This is a genomic window from Paenibacillus durus (genome assembly GCF_000756615.1).
In the GTDB taxonomy this organism is placed as follows: Bacteria; Bacillota; Bacilli; order Paenibacillales; family Paenibacillaceae; genus Paenibacillus_AQ; species Paenibacillus_AQ durus.
On sequence record NZ_CP009288.1, the window covers coordinates 1627130 to 1650586 of the forward strand.

A 23457-nucleotide genomic window follows, 5' to 3' on the forward strand; every position below is an offset into this window, starting at 1 on the left:
GGTATAAAAAAGCCAGTATAGGGTAAGCGTGGTAAGACGATTAACGATTTTAAGGCGATGTTCACCTGCCCCCTCCGTTTGGTTATAGGTCCGGAGATACGGGCTTTAACTCCAATGGGCCTTAACTCCATAATGCAACCGTTCCGGCCGCGACCGCACTGCCGATTAGTGCGCCTGCCGCCACATCGGAAGGGTAATGGAGTCCAAGATAGATCCGGGAGAATCCAACTGACAAGGCAAGCGGCAGCAGAACGAAACCCAGGACGGGGAAAGCCGCCACATAAGGCACTGTGGAAGCGAAGATTGCCGTCGTATGCCCGGAAGGAAACGAATGGTCTTTGAGCGGATTGCGGAACGTATTCGTTCCGGGCAGGGCCAAATAAGGGCGGACCCTGGGATACAGCCTTTTGGCGACGGCGACGGGCAGGTGGCTGACAGCCAGGGCGATCAGCGCCTGCTGGGCGGGCAGCTTCAGCGTATGAGGGGCAACCCCCCATACAATTAGACTGATCCCGATGCTGGCGGTCGCTCCGCCCAGATGAGTCAGATAGAACAGCCAGAAATTCAGATAACGGTTGTGCAGCCGGCCATTGATCCAGTGAAACAGACGCCGCTCTGCAGTAAGCAGTTTTAACATTCTAGTTCTCATAGTGGTCCCTCCGCTAATAACAGCCGCAGAATTAACGGCGTTAATTAGGATAACCCGCTTTTGCCTGTACAACTAGCCTTATCATACTTTTTTGCACGAACCGATTTCAAGAAAAAGGTCGATTTTTCGCGAAAAATGACAGTTTTGACTTGGATGCCATTAAGCCGTACAATGGTTCAAGCGGACTTCCCACGTTTATATGGTAACAGAGAAAATAATGCGTTTTGTAAAATCCGGAGCGCAAGCAGTAACTCCATATGGACGGCATATATAACAAAGAGCGGAACCGCAGAGGAATAAGGCATGTTCCATGCCCGTCACTTAGAATTGCAACAAAAGGGTCATTTATTACGTTCAAAGGTCAGAAAAAAAGAACCTGAACAAAAAAAGGGGGCATCGAAGGATCATGGCAGATGCAATTTTTGTAACGCTCCAAGTGATCTTGGCGCTAATTGCGGTTTATCAGTTTGGTTTCTCGTTGTTCGGACTGCGCAAGAAGAAGAAGAAAGAGCTTTTCCCGCCGGAAAAATCATTTGCCGTGCTCGTAGCCGCGCATAACGAAGAACAAGTGGTCGGAGCGCTTATGGAGAACCTGAAGCAGCTGAATTATCCGAAGGAACTATACGACGTATTCGTCATTTGCGATAACTGTACGGACGGAACGGCCCGTATTGTACGGGAGCATGGCATGACCGCTTGCGTCCGCACCAACAATAATTTGAGAGGCAAAGGCTACGCAATCGAATGGATGCTGGGGAAACTTTGGGAGATGCCGCGCCAGTACGACGCCGTCGTGATGTTCGATGCCGATAATCTGGCCCACACCGACTTCCTGATGGAGATGAACAATGATCTCTGTTCCGGCGCAAAAGTCATTCAGGGCTACATCGACACGAAGAACCCTGAGGATTCCTGGATTACCGCAGCCTATGGCATCTCTTACTGGTATATTAACCGGCTGTGGCAGCTGTCACGCCATAATTTGGGTATGGCTAACTTTCTTGGCGGAACGGGCATGTGTTTCGAAACGAATCTGCTCAAGGAAATGGGCTGGGGCGCAACCAGTCTGGTAGAAGACCTGGAGTTCACTATGCGCAGCGCGTCGAAGGGTGTGTATCCGGAGTTCAACTACGACGCCAAAGTGTTTGATGAGAAGCCGCTTACGTTCAAGGCCTCGTCCAGACAGAGGCTACGCTGGATGCAAGGACATTTCACCGTCGCCCGCCGTTATTTCTTCCCTCTGCTGTGGCAGAGTATTAAAGAACGCAGCTTGACCAAGTTTGATCTGGCTCTATACGGTGTCAACGTCTATATTGTCCTGCTGACGTTCCTGATGACTGCGGTGATGTGGATCGACAACTCGCTGCTGGGTGGTCCGCATATCGCCAACCTGTACGGCCACCTGCCTTTATGGCTGAGCTATGTCGCCGTTGCCGCTAATGTGTTTACCTTTTTCATATCGATGATTCTTGAAAAGGTAAAGTTCAAAAAGGTGTACGCCTATATGCTGCTGTTCCCGATTTACCTGATTTCATGGTATCCGATTACGTTCTACGCATTCTTTACGCAAAACAACAAGCAGTGGAGCCATACGGAGCATACCCGCGTCGTGCGTCTGGAGGAAGTTCAAAGCAAGCAGGGGTAGAGCCGCGTAACAGCATTTACATTACGCTGGGAAAATGGTTGACATCCCTAAATTGAATAGTGTACAATATTCAAGTGTGCTAAATTAATTAGAGATTGCAAGCAGAAGCACCGGCTTCTCACCTGATCGGCTAACAGCCGGCTGGTTTTGATCTCAATGCTTTATGAATGTTGTTCGTTCATGAACGTTGATCAAACGGGTTGTCGGTAATTTCCGGCACCCGTTTTTTAATTGGGTAGAAGCTGTTATATTTATTAGCCAATCAGATCCGGAGGTGGAGAATTATCAGTAAGGACCATATGATCAATGATGAGATTCGGGCGAGAGAAGTTCGTTTGGTTGGTGCGGAGGGAGAACAAATCGGGATTAAACCGATCCGCGAAGCGTTGCAAATGGCAATCGATCTTAATCTGGATTTAGTCAATGTAGCGCCGCAGGCGAAGCCTCCGGTATGCCGCATCATGGATTACGGCAAGTTCCGTTACGAGCAGCAGAAGAAAGAGAAGGAAGCCCGTAAGAATCAGAAGATCGTGGACATCAAGGAAGTCTGGTTCCGCGCCAACATTGAAGAACATGACTATCAGACCAAGTTCCGTAATGTGGTCAAGTTTCTGAATGAAGGCGACAAGGTGAAATGCTCCGTCCGCTTCCGCGGACGCGAAATTACCCATGCGAATATCGGTCAGAAAATTCTGGAGCGCGTCAAATTGGAAGTGGCCGAGATTTCCGTTGTGGAGCGCCAGCCCAAGCTGGAAGGCCGCAGCATGATTATGATTTTGGCGCCCAAATCATCTTAAACTAGCAGCATAACTATTGAGGAGGAAACACAATGCCTAAAATGAAAACCCACAGCAGCCTGAAAGGCCGCTTCAAAATTACCGGAACAGGTAAAGTAATGCGCTACAAAGCGTACAAAAACCATCTGCTGTCCCACAAGTCCAAGCGCGCTAAGCGGGTTCTGGGAACCAACCCTGAAATGGCTCCTGGCGACGTAAGACGTCTGAAGCAAGGCCTGGCTAACTTGAAATAGTTCTATCACACAATTTTTGGGAGGTTTATTAATATGGCAAGAGTTAAAGGCGGCTTCGTCGTTCGTCGTAAACATAAAAAGGTACTGAAACTGGCAAAAGGCTACTTCGGTTCCAAGCACCGCATTTTCAAAACAGCTAAAGAACAAGTAATGAAATCGCTGGTTTACGCTTATCGCGACCGTCGTCAAACCAAACGCAACTTCCGCAGACTGTGGATCGTTCGTATCAACGCTGCAGCCCGTCTGAACGGCCTGTCCTACAACAAGCTGGTACACGGCCTGAAGCTGGCCGGAGTGGACATCAACCGCAAAATGCTGGCTGACCTCGCTGTAAACGATCTGAACGCATTCAACTCGCTGGCTTCCGTAGCCAAAGAGAAGATCAACGCGTAAGCAGCTGCCTATTATATGAAAAGCACCGCCTCCGGGAATTCCCGAGCAGCGGTGCTTTTTTTCTTTAAGTATTTGAAGAAGGAAGCCGTGTTACTCCCAGTACTTTGTCGTTATAAGCTGAGAGGCCAGCTTCTTGCTGGCGGCGCGTCTGACTTTCCGCAGCTCCGAGCGTTCCTCCGCCAAATCGCTGACCAGCTTCTCTTCGTCCGTCTGGGGGATAACATCAGGCACAGGGGCCGGTTTACCGTCAGGTCCGATGGCCACAAAGGTGAGGAAGGAAGTGGCCGCCACGGTGCGCTCGCCTGAATATAAATTTTCGGCTATGACCTTAACGAATACCTCTATGCTGGTGCGGCCGGTCCAGGATACAAAGGATTCAAAGCAGAATGAATCGGTGGGCCGGATTGGGGACAGAAAGTCAACAGAGTCAGTGGAGGCGGTAACGACGCTGCATCGGCAGTGACGCATCGCGGAGATCGAGGCGACTTCATCTATGTTACTCATTAGCTTGCCGCCGAATAGGGTCTGGTGGTTGTTAATATCGTTCGGGAAGACCCGTCCCGTTTTGAATACACGCGATTCTCGGCAGTATTTCGAAGCCGGAGCTGCCGGCTGGGATGATTCACTCATCATAATTGGCTTCCTTTCGTGGGAATTGATAGGCATTTATAATAATGGAATTCCCTATATTATGCAATACTATTTCAACTAACTATTTCAACTAATTTAACATCAGAGGGATATAAAGATTACATAATAGGTTAGAGTAAGCGATTTATTGAAGGAAAATACAAATTTTTATTAACCGCGGGTCATTAATTTACTGGATTTTACCGTTTTTACCCGTTATAATTTGTTACAATGGCATGTCCAAGGAGATTACAGAAGACATCCAATTTCTTTAAGGGGGATCACAATCGATGAAAAAAATTTATCAGCTGTCTCTTGTTATGCTGCTTGCATTCACGGTCATTCTGGCCGGTTGCGGAAGCGACAATAACAATGCGTCGGGAGACACAGGCACTAACGAAGGCACTAATACTGGAACCAATACGGGCTCCGGCGAAGCTGCTACGGATAACTCCAACATCAAAATTGGTATGGTTACCGACGTTGGCGGTGTTAACGACAAATCGTTTAACCAATCCGCTTGGGAAGCCCTTCAAGCCCTTGAGAAAGAAAATGGTGTAAAGGTACAATATCTGCAAAGTAATTCCAGTGCGAACTATGAGCCGAACCTGAACCAATTTATTAAAGACGGTTATGCTCTGACTTGGGGCATCGGCTTTGACATGGGTGACTCCGTGAAAAAAGTTGCGAATGAGAATCCTGACGCCAAGCTGGCCATCATCGACAACGTAGTAGATGCTCCTAACGTTGAGTCCGTTACCTTCTCCGAGAATGAAGGATCGTTCCTGGTCGGCGTTGTAGCAGGTCTGACTACCAAGACGAATAAAGTTGGTTTTATCGGCGGTGCGGAAAGCCCGGTAATCAAACGGTTTGAAGCGGGCTTCAAAGCGGGCGTTGCGGCGGTTAATCCGAGCGCAAAAGTAACGCCTATTTATGCCGGGGCTTATGACAAGCCGGATATCGGTAAGTCGCTGGCAGCTACAATGTATGACGCAGGCAATGACATCATCTTCCCGGCTGCAGGCGCAACGGGCAACGGCGTATTCAACGAAGCTAAATCCCGCAACAAAGCCGGCGGCGCGAAAGTATGGGTTATCGGCGTCGACAAAGACCAATCGATCGAATTTGGCAATGATGTAACGCTGACTTCTATGATGAAACGTGTTGACGAAGCGGTTAAGGTTGTTTCCAAGCAAATTATCGACGGCACTTTCAAAGGCGGCACCACTACCGTACTTGGCCTGAAAGACAACGGCGTAGGTCTGCCGGAAACTTCCAAAGCCAACGTGAGCGCCGATATCCTGGCTAAAGTTGACGATTACAAACAACAAATCATCGATGGAAAGATTACCGTTCCTGCCGAATAACTCTTTCCCTCAACTGAATAAGATCGGAAGAAGAACCAAGGCCGGTTATTTAGCTGGCCTTGTTCTTAGTTAGAGAGTTTTTACCCCGCAAGAGTTCCGAGGACGATCCCCGCTTTGGGCCAAGGACGTGAGCGGCAACGCTGTAATATATTCCTGTAATGAGGGTGATTCCATGAGTGCTGCGGCTCCTGTCGTAGAGTTGAAGCAAATCACAAAACGCTTTCCCGGTATTGTCGCCAATGACTCCATCAGCCTGACGCTGGAGAAAGGCGAGATTCATGCGCTGTTAGGCGAGAATGGAGCAGGCAAGTCAACACTAATGAATATCGTATTCGGACTGTATCAGCCCGATGAAGGCAGTATTGAAATCGGCGGGAAACCGGTTATCATCGATAGCCCGAATAAAGCCATTGAGCTCGGCATCGGTATGGTGCACCAGCATTTCAAGCTTGTAGAGCCTTTTACGGTGACCGAGAATATTATTCTTGGAACGGAACCGAAGAAAGGTCTTAAAATCGACTATAAATCCGCAGCGGAGCAAGTCCGCAAGCTGTCGGAGCTGTACGGTCTTCAAGTAAATCCGCAGGCCAAAATCCATGACATTTCGGTTGGGATGCAGCAGCGTGTGGAAATTATGAAGACCTTGTACCGAGGTGCGGATATTCTTATATTTGACGAACCCACCGCCGTTCTTACCCCTCAGGAAATCAATGAGCTCATGGCGATTATGAAGCGCCTGGTTGCCGAGGGCAAATCCATCATTTTAATTACTCATAAGCTAAAAGAAATTATGACCATATCGGACAGGGTGACTATTATCCGCCGTGGCAAGGTTATCGACACAGTTAAAACTTCTGAGACCAATCCGAGCGATTTGGCGGAAAAAATGGTCGGCCGAGGCGTTACGTTCAAAGTGGACAAGCAGACTCCGCACATCGGGAAGACGGTGCTGAAGCTTGACGGAGTTAACAGTAAGAACAAGGAAGGCATATCCGTATTGAATAATCTCAGCTTTGAAGTCAAGGCCGGGGAAATTCTGGGCATAGCCGGTGTTGACGGAAACGGACAGAGTGAGCTGATCCAGGCCATCACGGGCCTCCGTAAGATAGATTCCGGTTCGATTACCGTGGAAGGGAAGGAAATAGCCAACCTGTCTCCGCGCAAAATATCGGAAATGAACGTTTCGCATATTCCAGAGGACCGGCATAAGCACGGACTCGTGCTTGACTTCACCGTCAGCGAGAATATGGTGCTTGAAACCTACTACAAAAGCCCGTATAACCGGAATGGATTTATGAATAACGAAGTCATTGATAAGCATGCCGAGGAGCTGGTTAGGGCGTTTGACGTGCGTACTCCATCGATTCACAATACAGCGCGTTCTCTGTCCGGCGGCAACCAGCAAAAAGCAATTATTGCGCGGGAAATAGACAAAGAGCCAACCCTGCTCATCGCGGCACAGCCGACGCGGGGGCTTGATGTGGGCGCTATCGAGTTTGTGCAAAAGCAGCTGATAGCTCAAAGAGACCAAGGCAAGGCTGTGCTGCTCGTCTCATTCGAGCTGGACGAAATTATAAATGTGTCCGACCGCATCGCCGTTATTTACGAAGGGCAAATTGTCGGCGAGGTCTATCCGAAGGATACAAATGATCAGGAGCTTGGGCTCATGATGGCGGGCAGCTTGAAGCGGGGAGGTAAAGCTGATGAATAAGCTTAAAAAAATATTTGCGACAGACAGCTATATTGTGCCTCTTGTCGCAATTATACTCGGATTCCTGGTCGGCGCTGCAGTTATGCTGATCGGCGGTTATGATCCGATCGCGGCCTATGGCGCTTTGTTCAAGCGCGTCTTCGGCAGCGCGTATGATTTCGGGGAAGCGATCCGCGAAATGACGCCGCTTATGCTGACTGGTCTTTCCGTAGCCTTTGCTTTCCGCTCAGGAATGTTCAACATCGGCGCGGACGGACAGGTGCTGATCGGAATGACCGCAGCCTCTGTTATCGGCATCAAGCTGGCTGGACTGCCCACATTTTTATTGGTGCCGCTGGCAGTGATCGGAGCGGGTCTGTTCGGCGGGATGTGGGCCGGAATAGCAGGTTATCTGAAGGCCAAACGGGGCATTAACGAGGTTATTACGACCATTATGTTAAATTGGGTTGCTCTGTATCTTGCGAACTATATCGTAAGAACGTTTCTCCTGATTCCGGGGCAGAACCGCTCAGAGGATATTCCTGCGTCGATGTGGCTCACTTTTTTGAACTCCATCTTTGACAACGCCCGTCTGCATTGGGGGACTGTGATCGCGCTTGCGGCGGCGGTGTTCTTTTACATCTACTTGTGGAAGACGAAGCAGGGCTTCGAAATGCGCGCTGTTGGCCTGAATTCCCATGCGGCCGAATATGCCGGTATGAATGTCAGTCGTAATGTAATGAAGTCAATGTTCATCGCTGGAGTGTTTGCCGGACTCGCCGGAGCGGGCGAGGTGCTTGGCGTATTCCACTACCAGTCTGTATTCGCGGGTTCACCCGGCTATGGGTTTGACGGGATTGCCGTTGCGCTACTCGGGCTTACTCATCCATTCGGGGTCATTCTGGCCGCGATCCTGTACGGCATGCTGACCTACGGTTCCGCAGGCATGAGCTTCAACGCAGACGTGCCTCCGGAACTGATCCGCATCGTGATCGGCTCGATCATATTCTTTATCGCGGCACAGGGGATTGTGCGCTGGGTGCTTAAGCCGTTTTACTTCAAGCGCAAGAAAGAGAAGGTGTTATAGATGGATTGGCTGACACTGGGACAAATGCTCAATACAACGCTGGTATTTTCCACAGCGCTTATTTTTGCCGCCCTTGGCGGCATCTTCTCCGAACGCTCGGGCGTGGTTAACATTGGGCTTGAAGGTCTGATGATGTTCGGCGCCTTTGCCGCCGCCGTCGGCGGTTATTATGCGCAGGACGCCGGCTACGAAACGATGGCTCCCTGGATTGGTGTGCTCTGCGCTATGGCGGTCGGCGTGATTGGAGCGCTTATTCATGCCGTCGCATCCATTACGTTCAAAGCGGACCAGACGATCAGCGGTACGGTAATCAACTTTCTTGCCGCGGGCAGTACGCTTTACCTGGTTAAGCTGCTGTTCGAAGGGGCGGGCGAAACTCCTCTGATTGATGGCTTTAGCAAATATCCGATTCCGGTGCTCTCCAAAATTCCGGTGATCGGTCCCGGTCTGTTCAATAACTATCCAACTACGTACTTGGCGATCATACTGGTTATTGTTGTGTATTTCCTGCTGTTCAAAACGCCGTTCGGCCTTCGCCTCCGGGCGGTCGGTGAGCATCCGAGCGCGGCGGATACGCTTGGCGTTAACGTTAATCGTATGCGGTATGTCGGTGTGATGCTCAGCGGAATGTTCGCAGGCATAGGCGGCGCGACGATTACACTGACGACCACAGGCACCTTTGCCCACAACACGATTTCCGGGCAGGGCTTCATTGCGATTGCGGCTATGATTTTCGGCAAATGGAATCCGCTCGGCGCCTTTGGCGCGGCCGTATTCTTCGGCTTCTCGCAGGCGATCCGCAACTATGTTCAGTTATTCGGCTGGTCCCAGAGTATCCCGCAGGAATTTATTTATATGATTCCGTATGTGCTGACAATCATCGTTCTAGTGAGCGCCGTGGGCCGCTCCTCGGCTCCGTCTGCGCTCGGACAACCTTATGATCCAAGCAAACGTTAATTGAGGGTCCGCTGACTCGTCATTTCTGTTCCAACCGCATTTCCGGCATTCGGCCGGGAGCGCGGTTTTTTTATTTGTCGGGAAGCTGCTTCGGTTGGGTAATTCCGGGATAGTCTGGGCATAGGTACAGGCAGGATGGAGCCGCTCCGAATACACTGTACTCGAAGACGGCAATACGATCTGTGTTCCAATGAAACGCCAGAGAGTGGGAGGGATATTATGTCACAACAAGTGACCAAGAAGCAGGTTATGAAGCTGGTGGGCAAAAATATCGTAGCGGTGAAAAAAGACGGAACAAAGATTGCGGGCAAGCTGCTTCGCATTTCGGGCAATCGTCTGATCGTACAGCGTACCGGAGGCAAAAAAGTGCAAATCAAAGCCATCATACCGCTCGTGCTGTTCGATCTGCTCGCAGTAGGAACCGCTCCTTACGCCTACGGCGGATATGGCTATGGACCCTACTCGCCTTACGGTCCGGGATATGGTTACAGCCATGGGTACGGCCAAGGCGGTTATGGCGGCGGACCTTACCCTTACGGTTTTTTTTAAGAGATAATTTAAATGCCTGGCGGCAAGAAGCGCTTTTCCATCTCGTAGCACATACTCTGCGGCACATACCGGATCACGATATAGTCCAGCTTCTCGTAAAAAGAGAGCCCGGCGGCATTTCCGATGTCTACAGCTACTTTGGATCGATGGCATCCGCGTGATAATGCAAACCGCTCCGCCCGGTCCATCAGCATATTTCCCCAGCGCTTTCGTTTCGCCGAAGCGGCGACGGCCAGCATGTCGATATAGAGCAAATCTCCGTGCAGCATAAAATGGACAAATCCCAGCGGGTCGCTGTCATAATCGGTGGTAGCTACAAGCGTAACTCCCTGCCCGAGCCGGCGCGGGAGTTCTTTTTTGACCTGTTCCAGCACTTTTGCGGGCAAATGGGACAAAGGCACAAGCTCGGTCTCAATTAACCGGTGAATAATCTGATCGTCCTGCTTTGGGCGGCGGTAACGGATCACGGTGCATCCCCCTTCCACACTTTGTCGTACATCATATGATTGGCGGGGGGCTGGGTGTTCCGCCCAGAATAAAAGAAGGACAAGACGGAGACTTTAAAATAAGGACTTTAAAATAAGGGATTGACTAACCGTGTAAGGAATCATATAATGTGTCTAAACATTTGACTATAGTCAACGGCAATGAAGAGGACGAAGTTTTAAGGGCTCTTTTGACCAGAGAGCGGGTGGAACTGCTGAAACCACCGCCAAAACCCCTTATATACGAGCTCACCTCGGAGCTGTTTCCCTGAAAGGTCCGCCAGCTTGATCCGGTGGAATTATTAGGGGAAATCGTGTGGTCCGCGTTACGGACTTTAGGTTGCAAAGATCGGCTTTTGCCTACATCGATGGGTTTTTGCATACCTACCAAGGCATTGCATCGCGAGATGCTCTGTAAATATGGGTGGTACCACGGAAGAACAGCCTTTCGTCCCTCACGCGCTAATTCGGCGCAGGGGTGATGAAAGGCTTTTTTGTTTTGTTTAAAGCCGGCTGAAATGGAGAAACAAAGGCGATCGTCGTTTGCATAGGAAAGTTGATATTTTGTAAGGAGGATGACTGAATGATGACGCAAATACCGGAAATGCGGTCGACAGAGGAGTTACGGGAGAAGTGGAAGACGCCGGAAGTGATTACCGGTTCGGAGATTCTGCTGCGCAGCCTGGTGCTGGAGGGCGTGGATACCGTGTTCGGATATCCCGGAGGAGCCGTTCTATACATCTATGACGCATTGTATGGATTCAATGATTTCAAGCATGTGCTGACCCGTCATGAGCAGGGGGCGATTCATGCGGCGGACGGATATGCAAGAGCAAGCGGTAAGACTGGCGTCTGTATCGCGACTTCCGGCCCCGGGGCGACCAATCTGGTCACCGGTATCGCTACAGCCTATATGGATTCTGTCCCGCTGGTTGTCATCACAGGCAACGTATTCTCCAGCCTGATCGGTACGGATGCTTTCCAGGAAGCGGACATTACCGGCATCACGATGCCGATTACCAAGCACAGCTATTTGGTACGTAATGTGGAGGATCTGCCCAGAATCATTCATGAAGCTTTCCATATTGCATCGACGGGCCGCAAAGGGCCGGTACTTATCGATATTCCCAAGGATGTATCCGCGGCGAAGACGCTGTTCACCCCTGTAACGAGCGTGAATCTTCGGGGCTATAATCCACGCACCGTTCCGAATAAGCTTCAGCTCGACAAGCTGGTACGCGCGATTTCGGAGGCCGAGCGGCCGATCATCATTGCCGGCGGCGGGGTTATCTATTCCGGCGCGCATGAAGCGATGTGCGAATTCGTGAAGCGGACGGAAATCCCAATCACGACAACACTGCTGGGACTGGGAGCATTCCCGAGCGGCGATGATTTGTGGATGGGAATGCCAGGCATGCACGGTACGTATACGGCGAATAACGCCATCCAGCAGTGCGATCTGTTGATTAATATCGGAGCGAGGTTCGACGACCGTGTGACAGGCAAGCTTGATGGCTTCGCGCCAAAAGCCAAGATCGTTCATATCGACATCGACCCTGCCGAAATCGGCAAGAACATATCGCCTGACATTCCGATTGTTGGAGATGTTAAGACGGTGCTGGAGATGCTGAATCCCGAAGTTGAACGGACTTCGAACGCCGATGCTTGGAGAGCGCAGATTGCTCAGTGGAAGCAGGATAAGCCCCTTAGTTATACTGACTCCGATTACGAGCTGAAGCCGCAGTGGGTTATCGAACTGATCAATGATACGACACAGGGCGAGGCGATTGTGACGACGGACGTCGGTCAGCACCAAATGTGGGCGGCGCAGTATTACAAGTTCAATCATCCGCGTTCTTGGGTGACTTCCGGCGGTCTTGGAACGATGGGCTTCGGTTTCCCTTCGGCAATCGGTGCGCAGATGGCCTACCCTGAACGGCTGGTGGTCTCGATCAACGGCGACGGCGGTATGCAGATGTGTTCCCAAGAGCTGGCAATATGCGCTATCCATAACATTCCGGTCAAGATCGTCGTGCTCAATAACGAGGTGCTCGGCATGGTGCGGCAGTGGCAGAATCTCATCTACGAGAAACGTTACAGCTATACGGATCTGGCCGGCAGCCCGAACTTTGTGAAACTGGCGGAAGCTTACGGTGTAAAAGGAATCCTGGCGACAACGAAAGAAGAAGCAAGGGCAGCATGGCAGGAAGCTCTGGAAACGCCGGGACCGGTGTTGGTGGAATTCCGCGTTTCCAAGGACGAGAATGTCTACCCGATGGTAACCCAGGGCTCGACGATTGATCAAATGCTGATGGGGGATGAATAACGGTGGAAAGAAATACGATTTCCGTGCTGGTGAACGATCAGCCTGGTGTGCTCCAACGGGTGTCGGGGCTGTTCGGACGGCGCGGGTTTAATATTGAGAGCATTACCGTTGGTCAATCCGAGGAGGCGGGATTGTCCAGAATGGTCATCGTCACTTTGGGAGATGATGACCAGCTGGAGCAGATTGAGAAGCAGCTCTATAAGCTGATCGACGTCATCAAGGTGGTTGACCTTAGTGCAAAGCCCATGGTTGCCCGCGAGCTGGCGCTGATTAAGGTCAAGGCCGAGCCTTCCGAGCGGCCGGAGATTATGGGCGTGGTCGAAACGTTCCGCGCCTCCGTTGTCGACATCGGCAGCACGAGCATGCTAGTGCAGGTCGTTGGGGATACGCAGAAGATCGATGCGATGATCGAACTGCTGAAGCCTTACGGCATCAGAGAGCTGTCCCGGACCGGCGTAACGGCAATGATCCGCGGAAATGTGCAATAGGTATATTTTACAGCTTTAGCGAATTGCTGCTTTTTTGCAGTACAATATAATAACGAACGGCATGCCCGCTAAAGAGCGGGAGCTTGAGGGAAAGCGCAACATGTACAGCCCTTCTCCTGAAGCACCCGCTCTTTAGATGGGTTCCAAATTAAAGGAGGATTTTAACAATGGCAGTAACAACGTACTATGAGCAGGATGGAGATTTGAGCGTATTAAAAGGTAAAACAATCGCGGTTATCGGTTATGGCAGCCAGGGACATGCCCAGGCGCAGAACCTGCGTGACAGCGGACTTCAAGTCATCATCGGCCTGCGCGAAGGCAAATCGTTCCAAACCGCGAAGAATGACGGTTTCGAAGTGCTGCCGGTCTCCGAAGCGGTATCCCGTGCGGACGTAGTGCAAATCCTGATGCCTGACGAAACCCAGGCTGCCGTTTATAAGAACGAGATCGAGCCAAACCTGAAACAAGGCGCGGCGCTTATGTTCTCCCACGGCTTCAACGTTCATTTTGGACAAATCGTAGCTCCGAAAGATTCGGATGTGCTGCTGGTTGCGCCTAAATCCCCAGGACATATGGTTCGCCGCACTTATGAAGAAGGCTTTGGCGTTCCCGGCTTGATCGCGATCGAGCAGGATGCGACTGGCAACGCGAAAGCGATCGGACTTGCTTATGCCAAAGGTATCGGCTGTACCCGTGCAGGGGTAATCGAAACCTCCTTCCGCGAAGAGACGGAAACCGATTTGTTCGGTGAACAAGCTGTACTGTGCGGCGGCGTTACGGCTCTGATCAAAGCTGGCTTTGAAACGCTGGTTGAAGCCGGCTATGCTCCGGAAATGGCTTACTTTGAGTGCTTGCACGAGATGAAGCTGATCGTTGACCTCATCTATGAAGGAGGTATGGCAACGATGCGCGATTCCATCAGTAACACGGCGGAATACGGCGACTATGTAACTGGCCCGCGCGTTGTAACCGACGAAACGAAGAAAGCGATGAAGGCTGTGCTCAGCGATATCCAGCAGGGTAAATTCGCTCGCGATTTCATTCTCGAGAACCAATCGGGCCGTGCTTTCCTGACCGCTACACGCCGCAACGAAGCTGCTCATCCGATCGAGGTTGTCGGCGGACAACTGCGCGAAATGATGGCTTGGATCAAGAAATAAGATTGGCATAATCAGCATCAGTGTAAGGATACACATATAAACGTAAGTCTTCAGGTGCGGCTCCGCTTTTACGCGGGCCGCATTTGGAGCGTTTGACGATTACTTTAAAGGAGGTACCCGGCATGCGAAAAATTTATGTTTTCGATACAACACTGCGTGACGGAGAACAGTCCCCCGGCGTGAATCTGAATACCCAGGAGAAGCTGGAGATCGCCTATCAGTTGGAAAAGCTGGGGATTGACCGTATGGAGGCGGGATTTCCCGCAGCATCGCCGGGAGATTTGGCCGCAGTCAACGCAGTTGCCAGAGCGGTAAAGAATGTTACGGTCATCGGCCTTTCCAGATCCCGCGAAAGCGATATCGATGCCGTCAAGGAGGCGCTGCAGGGCGCGCAGGATCCTTGTATTCATCTCTTTCTCGCGACTTCCCTGATTCACCGTCAGCATAAGCTGCGGATGGATAAGGGGCAGGTTCTGGAGACGGCGCAGGCGGCCATCCGCTATGCGAAGAAGTATTTCTCCAAGCTGGAATTTTCGCTTGAGGATGCAGGACGAACCGAGCTCGATTTCATGGCCGAGGTCGTCGGCATGGCGGTTCGCGAAGGCGCGAGTGTCGTCAATATTCCGGACACGGTCGGATATTTGAATCCGTCGGAGTATGGCGCAATCTTCAAATATTTAAAAGAAAATGTTCCGGACATCGACCGCGTTCAGCTTAGCGCGCATTGCCATAATGATCTGGGAATGGCCACGGCGAACACGCTGGCGGCCATCCTGAATGGCGCGGATCAAATTGAGGGCACAATCAATGGCATCGGTGAACGCGCGGGCAACACGGCGATTGAAGAGATCGCGATGGCGCTTGAGACGCGCAGCGATTTCTTTGGGGCGAAGACGTCGCTTGTGCTGTCCGAGATTTCGCGTACCAGCCGCCTGGTCAGCAAATTGACCGGCATGGTCGTGCCGGGGAACAAGGCGATCGTTGGCGCGAACGCTTTTGCCCATGAATCGGGTATTCATCAGGACGGCATGCTCAAGGAGAAGACAACGTACGAGATTATGACGCCGGAAACGATTGGCCTGAAAGAGAGCAAGCTGGTGCTCGGCAAGCATTCCGGCCGCCATGCTTTCCGGGATAAGCTGACCGATTTGGGCTATGATCTGCCTGAAGACGTGCTGAATTCGGCGTTCTCCAGATTCAAGGATTTGGCCGACAAGAAGAAGGAAGTATCCGACGAGGATATTTTGGCGCTGATGGAGGAGCGGCTGGGCATTACGCCGGAGGTTTACAGTCTGCGCACTCTGTACGTCACTTACGGCAATGAAGCGACGCCGACCGCGAAGCTGATTCTGAACGGCCCGCCGGAGGAGCCGATCGTTGCAGTAGCCGAGGGGAACGGCTCGGTGGATGCGATATATAACGCCATCGACCAGGCAACTGGCGAGGAAGTCAAGCTGGACGATTATTCCATCAAATCTGTCACTCAAGGCAAGGACGCCCAGGGCGAGGTGCATGTCATTTTGTCACAGGGCATTGTTGCTGCGGCGGGAAGAGGACTTAGCACGGACATTCTGGAGGCCAGCGCCCGGGCTTATCTTGATGCGCTCAACAAGCTGATTGAGAAGCGCAAGACGTTTACGAAGCGCGAGGACGCTCATTTATAGAAAGCGGCGCTTGCAGCTTGTTTAGGAATGAGAACGGCGGTATATAGGGACTGTTTCGGGGCGAATTCAGCTCAGGAGCAGTCCTTTTTTCGAAATATAAGAATTTATAAGCTCAGCGCTAATCAATTTGTCTTATATTTCTACGAGAAACGGTACCGTCCCTGCAAGGACGGCGAAGCCGTTTCTTCTTGCGCGTACATACGGATATAAGCGGTTCCGAGATTCCTCACCCTATGGCAATATCGATCGGATGACGATCTGACGCCGGGTACGGATGCTGTAAAATCGTAATATCGTTTGAGGCCGATTGTCGAAGTTTTTGTCCAAATTAGATTTATAATAGAAATCAATGATTTTTGCAGGGGAGCGGAAGAGGCGAACGTCAAACGTAATGTAGAAGAGGAGGGGAGACAACTGGAAGAGGCGGAATGGATATCGGCCGTACTGAACGGCGAGCGTCAGGCTTTTGCTCATTTGGTGACGCGCTATCAGGGCTTGGTATACCGGGTATGCATCAAAATAACGGGAGAATCCGAGTCGGCCAAAGATATGGCCCAGGAAGTATTTATCAAGGCCTACAAGGCGCTTCCCTCCTTCCGGGGACAATCCTCATTTTCTACCTGGCTGTACCGGATTGCCTACCGTACTTGTCTGGACTGGAAAAGAGCCAATGACAGGGAGTGGAAGTATCGCAGCATGGCGGATTATACGGAGAATGACTATGTGACTTCACAGACGCCGGAACATGCCGCGCTCCGAAAGGAAGCTTCCGAAGAACTGGGAAGAAGTGTGAACAGTCTTGCCGAACCGTACCGGTCGGTCGTGCAGCTGTACTACTTTAACAGGCAATCCTATCAGGAAATAGCTGAAGCGAAAGGCGTATCGGTAAAAACGGTTGAATCACAGCTATACCGCGCCAGACAGATCATGCGAAGAAAAGGGGAGAGATGGGAATGAAATGCAATGTAGTGATGGAATGGCTTCCCCATTATATCGAAGGTCTGCTGGCTCCCGAAGCGGAGCGGGAAATGACGCAGCATATCGCGGCGTGCCAAGGCTGCGCGCGGTGGCTGGAGGAAGCAAAGGCGATGGAAGAGATTTGGAAGGGAGCGGACGACGCTCCGGACTTTCAGCTCTCCGATATCCCCGATCTCGTCCCGCAGGTGATGGCGGAAATCGAACGGCTGGAATCTGCGCGGCAGTCGGATGGTGCGGGACCTGCAGCTTCAAGGCGGCGCTCAGCGCGCCGGACCTCATGGGTTCACTACGGGCTCGCGGCCTGTCTGACCTTTGTGCTGCTTCAATATGGTGTATTTGAGCAGTTGGGCTACGGACTGACGCAAATCAATGGCCAAATGTCGAACTCGGTCACGGCGCTGTTCGGCAACCAGGGGAACCGCTAGAGCCGAAGCGATAGATAAATAGGCTGGACAATGCCAATGTCGGCAAACACAGGATCAGGAGGATATTACATGATAAAAAAGAAACGCTGGCTCACTTTTATGCTGGCCATGGTTCCGGGACTCGGACATTTGTATCTGGGCTTCAAAAAACAGGGAATGCAGTTTATGATCGGCGCGTTTGTCTGCATCGTCTTTATTCCTTCCATGCCGACGGTATTCCCGTTCGCGCTGGCCGCGCTATGGTTCTATCAATTATTCGACGCTCTGCAAAAGGCAACATGGAACAAGCTCGCCTTTTCAGAGCACGAACGGCTGATGTATGGCCCGGAAGGTCTTGGCTCGCCCTGGCCGCCGTTTGTCATGCCCCCGATGCCCGATTACCCGCAGGATGACGTCAGTCCGGCATGGATGGGAGGCGCCTGCATCATAGCAGGGGTTCTCCTGCTGCTGATTACGGTATTCCCGGGACTGTGGTATTTGCTGACCGAACTCAATATCGGTACTATTTTGCTGTCGCTGGGCCTGATTGGTTACGGGCTGCATATGCTTAGAAAGAACACAAAAGCATAAGAACGGAGAATCATGGGCATGGGAAGATGGAAAATTGGAAGCTTGACGGCTGCGCTTGGGTGCATTGCGCTTGGCGTCATTATTGCACTAGTTCAATTCGGTAAGCTAACGTATGAGGCGCTTAGGTTTTTGTGGCCGGCACTGCTTATTCTGCTTGGAGTGGAAATGCTGCTGCGGCTGCTGTTTAGAACGGAGGCCAGAGCCCGAACCAGCGGATGGGCAATCGTTCTGATTCTGCTGCTGGGCCTCGTGAGCGCAGGACAATCCCTACTTCCGGGAGGCTCGCTGGACACCCTGCTGGGTAAAGCGCATTTAAGCTCTGTTAACGGAACGGTGCAGATTGGAGAGAACATCAAAAGGGTTAAAATATCGATCCCTAGCGGCAAGGTTAAGGTGAACGGTATTCAGGGAAGAACTCTTATTTATGATGGGCGCCTGCTCGCTCCCGGCAGCAGCCAAAGTGAAAGCGAGCGGGCAATGAATGATTACTGGAAGGTGACAACGAATGGAGACACGGTAGTGCTTGAGATGACGGCGGAAAAAAGCTTGTTATCGGGGATTTATTTCGGCTTTTCCGGCAACACTCCCTATCTCAATGTGAGTCTTCCTGCGGATCTTGCGGTCATGATCGGAACAAGCGACGGTTCGCTGGACGTATCGGATCTGGACAACGGCATCGAAGCCAGTACATCCAACGGCAGAATCGAAATGCGGGGAATAAAAGGCGGAGTCAAGGCCGGTACAAGCAACGGTTCGCTTAATCTGCAGAGGGTGGAGGGAGGAGCCCATATCACCAGTTCCAACGGCTCCATCACGCTGGAGAACATTGCCGGCCAAGTGTACGCCAAGAGCAGCAACGGTAAAATAACCATCCAATCTCCCGTTACGGGAAACTGGGAGTGCGCTTCGAGCAATGGCAGCATCTCGCTGAAGCTGCCTGGGGCGACGGATGCGTCAATTACCGCCGACACGACCAACGGATCGCTGAAGGGAAGCGTCAACTGGCAGAAACAAAGCGACAACAATGGAACTGCGGTGCTTGGCAGCGGAAATCATATTGTAAAGCTGTCCACAACCAATGGCAGCGTGAGCGCGGATATAACAGAATAGCCTTGAAAAAAGAAGGAGCCGTACGCTTCGGAGAAATCCGGCAGCGTGCGGCTGTTGCTGTCCAAATCCAGAAATTATTAGCTCCCGGACTTATCTGTTAATTGTCCTACCAGGCGTATGCTTTAGGAGCCGCTCCTCCAGGTCCGGGGAAGATCTCGTCCAGCCGGGCCATAACGGCATTGTCAAGCTCGACTTCCAGGGAACGCAGGGAGCTCTCGAACTGTTCCAGCGAGCGGGGACCGATGATCGGCGCGCTTACAGCCGGATTGGCCAGCAGCCAGGCTAAGGCGACATTGTCCTGAGGTTCGCCAAGCTCCAGGCATAGCTTGGCGAACTGCTCCAGCTGAGTCTGGTGCCGTTCGACGCGTTCGATATTCCCGCCGCTGCGGCTGCCCGTGATTTTTTTGAGGGCATTGCGGCCGAGCAGACCGCCGTCCAGCGGGCTCCAGGGAATAACGCCAAGCCCCAGGCTCTGCGCCGCCGGCAGCACTTCAAGCTCCGGCAGCCGGCAGGTCAAGCTGTACTTATGCTGCTCCGATACGAGGCCAAGGAAGCCCCTGGCCTTCGCTTCCGCTTGAGCAACCGCAATATCCCAGCCCGCAAAGTTGCTGGAGCCGACATAGCCGATTTTGCCCTGCTTTACAGCTAGCTCAAAGGCTCCCCACAGCTCGTCCCAAGAAACGCTGCGGTCCACATGATGCATCTGGTACAGCTCGATATGGTCGGTCGCAAGCCGCTGCAAAGAGTCTTCCAAGTGCCGGCGGATTTTGTACGCAGACAGCGAGCGCTCGTCATTCGGACCGTCAAGCGGATCGTTCATGGCGCCGTACACTTTGGTGGCGAGCACGACTTTTTCCCGCCGTCCGCCGCCCTGCTTAAACCAGCGGCCGATAATGCTTTCGGTCAGGCCGGAGCTTTCCCTGCCCCCGTACACATTCGCAGTGTCAAAAAAATTGATTCCGGCATCAAGCGCGGCGTCCATAATGCTGAAAGCTTCCTGCTCGTCCGTCAGCGGTCCAAAATTCATCGTCCCCAGACATAGCCGGCTGACCTTCATGCCGGATTTGCCAAGCTTCGTGTATTGCACCTCTTGATCACTCCCCAAAATAAAATTAAGAAGCCATTAACCGAAAGCGTTTACTTACTTAATTGTAAACAACTTTGCAGGCACGGGCAATACGGTAAAGCGGGCACTTCGAGCAAATGTAATGAATGCCGGGCAATCGGGAATGCTATCGTTGTTTGAATGAGGCGCCCGGCTGTAATTTTCCGACTCTGATTTGCTGGAAGATTTGCTTTCCGCTCGATCCTAACCGGGTTATAGGCTATTCCTATTAATATGATAGATTCTATATCTTTGTCCTTTTGACCTCATTATGTTACAACAATATACAGAAGAACTATGTCCGCGTAGGCGCGGATCAACTTGAGGAGTGACAAAGAATGAGCGAAGTTAAAAAAATCGCCGTAATCGCAGGGGACGGTATTGGTCCAGAAGTTGTGGCGGAAGCGGAAAAAGTATTGAAAGTAACCGAGGAAGTATTCGGCTACAAATTTGAGACCGAGCACGCGCTGTTCGGCGGTATCGCAATCGACGAGAAGGGCACGCCGCTGCCTGTGGAAACGCTGGATATCTGTAAAAGCGCGGACGCTGTGCTGCTGGGCGCCGTAGGCGGTCCGAAATGGGACACCAATCCGAAGGAACTTCGTCCGGAGACCGGGCTGCTCGGCATCCGCAAAGCGCTGGGGCTGTTCTCGAATCTCCGTCCCGCAGTCGTATTCGACTGTCTGAAGGATGCTTCCACGCTGAAGCCGGAAGTGCTTGAAGGAACGGACCTCATCGTCGTACGCGAGCTGACCGGCGGTATTTACTTCGGCGAGAAGTTCCGCCGTCAAAGCGAGCAGGGGGAAGAAGCGGTTGATACCTGTGCGTACAATGTGACCGAAGTGGAACGCATCGCCCGCCAGGCATTTGAAATTGCCGGCAAGCGCCGGGGCAAGCTGGCTTCCGTCGACAAAGCGAACGTGCTGGAAACTTCGCGTCTCTGGCGTGAAGTGGTTATTCGGGTTGCAGCAGATTATCCGAATGTGGAACTGGAGCATGTGCTGGTCGATAACTGCGCCATGCAGCTGCTGCGCCGCCCGTCGAGCTTTGACGTCATCGTCACCGAGAACATGTTCGGCGATATTTTGAGCGATGAAGCCGCTATGCTCACAGGTTCCATCGGCATGCTGGCCTCCGCTTCGCTGGGCGAAGGAAGCTACGGCCTTTATGAGCCGGTGCATGGTTCAGCTCCGGACATTGCAGGACAAGGATTGGCCAATCCAATTGCCACAATCCTCTCGCTTGCTCTGATGTTCCGCCTGACCTTCGGCTATGAAGACGCAGCTGCAGCAATCGAAGCCGCAGTAGCGCAGGTGCTTGATGCAGGGCATCGTACCAGCGATATTGCCGTAGACAAGAGCAAAGCGATCAGCACGAGCGAGATGGGCGATCTGATTGTCGCAGCTATCCGTAAATAAGCGAAAATCGTCACAAAATATTGCTTATTTATAATTATTATAAAAAAATAATGAATGTAATCTTGACTTTGATTTTGTACGGTGATACCATTTGGTTTGTAACAGCAAAGACGTAACCAAATCGATCAAACTCAAGAAAGACACCGCCTCTTCATCACCTAATGCGGGTGGATGGCAGATTGTTTTTCTTACATAATCAAAGGAGGATTTTCACAATGGCAGAACGTTTGGTAGGCAAACAGGCTCCCGATTTCACTATGGAAACCGTATCGGGAGACGGCAAAGAATTTGGCAAAGTTAGCTTGTCCGACTATCGCGGCAAATGGCTCGTATTTTTCTTCTATCCTCTGGATTTCACTTTCGTGTGCCCGACTGAAATTACGGCGCTCAGCGAAGCAGCCGACCAATTCACGGCGCTTGATACCGAGATTCTTGGCGTAAGCATCGATTCCGTACACAGCCACAAGGCTTGGATCAATGCTTCGAAAGAAGCTGGCGGTCTTGGACAGCTGAATTTCCCGCTTGCTTCGGACATCACGAAGAAAGTAGCCAGCGATTACGGCGTATTGATCGAAGAAGACGGCATCGCGCTTCGCGGTCTCTTCATTATCGATCCGGAAGGCGAACTGAAATACCAAGTAGTTAACCATAACGATGTAGGCCGCAGCGTAGAAGAAACTCTGCGTGTGCTGCAGGCGCTGCAATCGGGCGGATTGTGCCCTATGAACTGGAAACCGGGCGACAAGAACCTGTAAGCAAAGCTGCAGGGCGTCCTCATCCATGTCCTTTGAAATGCTGATCAAAGCCTCCTTCCGGATGATTATCCGGCCAAGGGGGCTTTTTGCAACAAAACGCCCGTCAGTCTTGTCTTGATCTTTATCAGCAGGAATCGCCGGCAACCGAGTATAATACAATAATACGAAACCATTGGAACTGACCTGAGGAGGGTGAACAATCATGAGTTTTTGCTGTGGAGCGAGTATGGTAGGTACGAAGGGGACGCTTAAGCATTATCGCACGCAAGTCCATAATGTTCCCCTGCTTTTTTGCCCGGTATGTCACCGGGTCGAGGTTCATTACAAGGTCGAGAATGAGTATGAAATCTTGGCGGAATACGCGCATGGCGACGGCGTTACCGATGTGGATTTCCAGGATTATGTGATGGAAGACGAAGAGTCGATTTTTGAAAATGTCGTCAATATGGAAAGTGAAGACGCTATGGCCATTATCCGCAGCCAGATTGATATGGCGCTTGATCTGCTGGCCGTGTCCAAACAAATTGGTGATGTCAAGTGGGAGCGGGAGCTAAAGAAGAGACTCGCCGTTATGAGTCAGCGGCGTCATCGTCTTCAGCAAAAAGCGTAAAGGCATGGCGTATTTTATTACTTCATCTGGAAAGATCTCCACAACTTACGAGGACACTGAAAAAGGCCGTGTATTTCTACTTCATGTAGAGATCCATGGCCTTTTTGATATACAAGAAGGCAAAAAAGCGCGGAAACAACAAAAAAACGATAACCGCCGTAAACGGCCGTAAATCGCGGTTTCTCCGTTTTGATGGAACGAATTTCAGTATTCTCGCAATTGCGAGGGTCTTTTTCATGAAGAATAGACGGTTTGCTTAGGCCCTCGGGAGGGCACTAAAGTATCATTTTATGAATTTTTTTACATTCGACAGTATCTCTGATTGATTTGAGCACTTTTCTTGGATATGATTGGAATATAGTTAAA

Annotated in this window: 24 protein-coding genes; 20 read left to right on the forward strand and 4 right to left on the reverse strand. The window is 51.5% G+C overall.

The features are described 5' to 3' along the window. Positions 1–121: 121 nt before the first annotated feature. Positions 122–649 (reverse strand): phosphatase PAP2 family protein, encoded by a 528-nt coding sequence (locus tag PDUR_RS07385; protein WP_042205710.1) that lies wholly within the window; start codon positions 647–649, stop codon positions 122–124. A 406-nt stretch (positions 650–1055) separates the two neighbouring features. Between PDUR_RS07385 and PDUR_RS07390 the strand changes: the two genes are divergently transcribed. The 4 genes from PDUR_RS07390 (at position 1056) to rplT (ending at position 3717) form a co-directional block, all read left to right on the forward strand. Then, entirely contained in the window at positions 1056–2294 is a 1239-nt protein-coding gene (locus PDUR_RS07390; protein ID WP_042205711.1) for a glycosyltransferase family 2 protein, read from the forward strand. A 299-nt stretch (positions 2295–2593) separates the two neighbouring features. Next, positions 2594–3091, forward strand: coding sequence for a translation initiation factor IF-3 (infC, locus tag PDUR_RS07395; RefSeq protein WP_042205712.1), 498 nt, complete (start codon positions 2594–2596; stop codon positions 3089–3091). A 32-nt stretch (positions 3092–3123) separates the two neighbouring features. Then, the gene (gene rpmI / locus PDUR_RS07400; protein ID WP_042205713.1) at positions 3124–3324 is read left to right on the forward strand and encodes a 50S ribosomal protein L35; all 201 of its coding nucleotides are present in this window, start codon (positions 3124–3126) and stop codon (positions 3322–3324) included. Between the two features lie 33 nt (positions 3325–3357). Then, a complete protein-coding gene (gene rplT, locus PDUR_RS07405; protein ID WP_042205714.1) occupies positions 3358–3717 on the forward strand; it encodes a 50S ribosomal protein L20 in 360 nt (119 codons plus the stop codon). A gap of 90 nt (positions 3718–3807) precedes the next feature. On the opposite strand, the gene PDUR_RS07410 is transcribed toward rplT, so the two are convergent. Continuing rightward, the gene (locus tag PDUR_RS07410; protein WP_407944290.1) at positions 3808–4350 is read right to left on the reverse strand and encodes an acyl-CoA thioesterase; all 543 of its coding nucleotides are present in this window, start codon (positions 4348–4350) and stop codon (positions 3808–3810) included. Between the two features lie 287 nt (positions 4351–4637). Between PDUR_RS07410 and PDUR_RS07415 the strand changes: the two genes are divergently transcribed. The 5 genes from PDUR_RS07415 (at position 4638) to PDUR_RS07435 (ending at position 9997) form a co-directional block, all read left to right on the forward strand. Beyond that, positions 4638–5714 (forward strand): BMP family lipoprotein, encoded by a 1077-nt coding sequence (locus tag PDUR_RS07415; protein ID WP_042205716.1) that lies wholly within the window; start codon positions 4638–4640, stop codon positions 5712–5714. A gap of 172 nt (positions 5715–5886) precedes the next feature. Continuing rightward, complete coding sequence (locus tag PDUR_RS07420) at positions 5887–7425, forward strand: ABC transporter ATP-binding protein (RefSeq protein WP_042205717.1); 1539 nt, start codon at positions 5887–5889, stop codon at positions 7423–7425. After that, entirely contained in the window at positions 7418–8491 is a 1074-nt protein-coding gene (locus PDUR_RS07425) for an ABC transporter permease (protein WP_042205718.1), read from the forward strand. The genes PDUR_RS07420 and PDUR_RS07425 overlap by 8 nt, the downstream gene beginning before the upstream one ends. After that, a complete protein-coding gene (locus PDUR_RS07430) occupies positions 8492–9448 on the forward strand; it encodes an ABC transporter permease (RefSeq protein ID WP_042205719.1) in 957 nt (318 codons plus the stop codon). It begins immediately after the preceding gene. 219 nt (positions 9449–9667) lie between these two features. Next, complete coding sequence (locus tag PDUR_RS07435) at positions 9668–9997, forward strand: hypothetical protein (protein WP_042205720.1); 330 nt, start codon at positions 9668–9670, stop codon at positions 9995–9997. Between the two features lie 8 nt (positions 9998–10005). On the opposite strand, the gene PDUR_RS07440 is transcribed toward PDUR_RS07435, so the two are convergent. Continuing rightward, positions 10006–10464: a GNAT family N-acetyltransferase gene (locus PDUR_RS07440; protein WP_042205722.1), complete on the reverse strand. Its 459-nt coding sequence runs from the start codon at positions 10462–10464 to the stop codon at positions 10006–10008. Between the two features lie 601 nt (positions 10465–11065). Here PDUR_RS07440 and ilvB point away from each other — a divergent pair. The 8 genes from ilvB (at position 11066) to PDUR_RS27205 (ending at position 19203) form a co-directional block, all read left to right on the forward strand. Continuing rightward, entirely contained in the window at positions 11066–12808 is a 1743-nt protein-coding gene (gene ilvB / locus PDUR_RS07445) for a biosynthetic-type acetolactate synthase large subunit (protein ID WP_042205723.1), read from the forward strand. A 2-nt stretch (positions 12809–12810) separates the two neighbouring features. After that, positions 12811–13296, forward strand: coding sequence for an acetolactate synthase small subunit (gene ilvN, locus PDUR_RS07450; RefSeq protein WP_042205724.1), 486 nt, complete (start codon positions 12811–12813; stop codon positions 13294–13296). Positions 13297–13463: 167 nt separating this feature from the next. After that, a complete protein-coding gene (ilvC, locus tag PDUR_RS07455) occupies positions 13464–14456 on the forward strand; it encodes a ketol-acid reductoisomerase (protein WP_042205725.1) in 993 nt (330 codons plus the stop codon). Between the two features lie 122 nt (positions 14457–14578). Next, the gene (locus PDUR_RS07460; RefSeq protein WP_042205726.1) at positions 14579–16120 is read left to right on the forward strand and encodes a 2-isopropylmalate synthase; all 1542 of its coding nucleotides are present in this window, start codon (positions 14579–14581) and stop codon (positions 16118–16120) included. A 297-nt stretch (positions 16121–16417) separates the two neighbouring features. Continuing rightward, positions 16418–17077 (forward strand): RNA polymerase sigma factor, encoded by a 660-nt coding sequence (locus PDUR_RS07465; protein WP_052410110.1) that lies wholly within the window; start codon positions 16418–16420, stop codon positions 17075–17077. Beyond that, a complete protein-coding gene (locus PDUR_RS07470) occupies positions 17074–17523 on the forward strand; it encodes an anti-sigma factor family protein (protein WP_042205727.1) in 450 nt (149 codons plus the stop codon). Before PDUR_RS07465 ends, PDUR_RS07470 begins: the two co-directional genes overlap by 4 nt. A 69-nt stretch (positions 17524–17592) precedes the next feature. Further along, positions 17593–18093: a hypothetical protein gene (locus tag PDUR_RS27200; protein ID WP_052410111.1), complete on the forward strand. Its 501-nt coding sequence runs from the start codon at positions 17593–17595 to the stop codon at positions 18091–18093. 18 nt (positions 18094–18111) lie between these two features. Then, a complete protein-coding gene (locus PDUR_RS27205; protein ID WP_052410112.1) occupies positions 18112–19203 on the forward strand; it encodes a DUF4097 family beta strand repeat-containing protein in 1092 nt (363 codons plus the stop codon). A gap of 106 nt (positions 19204–19309) precedes the next feature. Here PDUR_RS27205 and PDUR_RS07485 read toward each other — a convergent pair whose 3' ends face one another. Continuing rightward, the gene (locus PDUR_RS07485; protein WP_042205728.1) at positions 19310–20290 is read right to left on the reverse strand and encodes an aldo/keto reductase; all 981 of its coding nucleotides are present in this window, start codon (positions 20288–20290) and stop codon (positions 19310–19312) included. A gap of 356 nt (positions 20291–20646) precedes the next feature. On the opposite strand from PDUR_RS07485, the gene leuB reads away from it, so the two are divergent. The 3 genes from leuB to PDUR_RS07500 all read left to right on the forward strand — a co-directional run bounded on the left by leuB (position 20647) and on the right by PDUR_RS07500 (position 23091). Continuing rightward, positions 20647–21726: a 3-isopropylmalate dehydrogenase gene (gene leuB / locus PDUR_RS07490; RefSeq protein WP_042205730.1), complete on the forward strand. Its 1080-nt coding sequence runs from the start codon at positions 20647–20649 to the stop codon at positions 21724–21726. 215 nt (positions 21727–21941) lie between these two features. Further along, a complete protein-coding gene (locus PDUR_RS07495; RefSeq protein ID WP_042205731.1) occupies positions 21942–22481 on the forward strand; it encodes a peroxiredoxin in 540 nt (179 codons plus the stop codon). A gap of 202 nt (positions 22482–22683) precedes the next feature. After that, on the forward strand, positions 22684–23091 hold the full coding sequence (locus PDUR_RS07500) for a hypothetical protein (protein WP_025695991.1): 408 nt from the start codon (positions 22684–22686) through the stop codon (positions 23089–23091). The last annotated feature ends 366 nt before the right edge of the window (positions 23092–23457 follow it).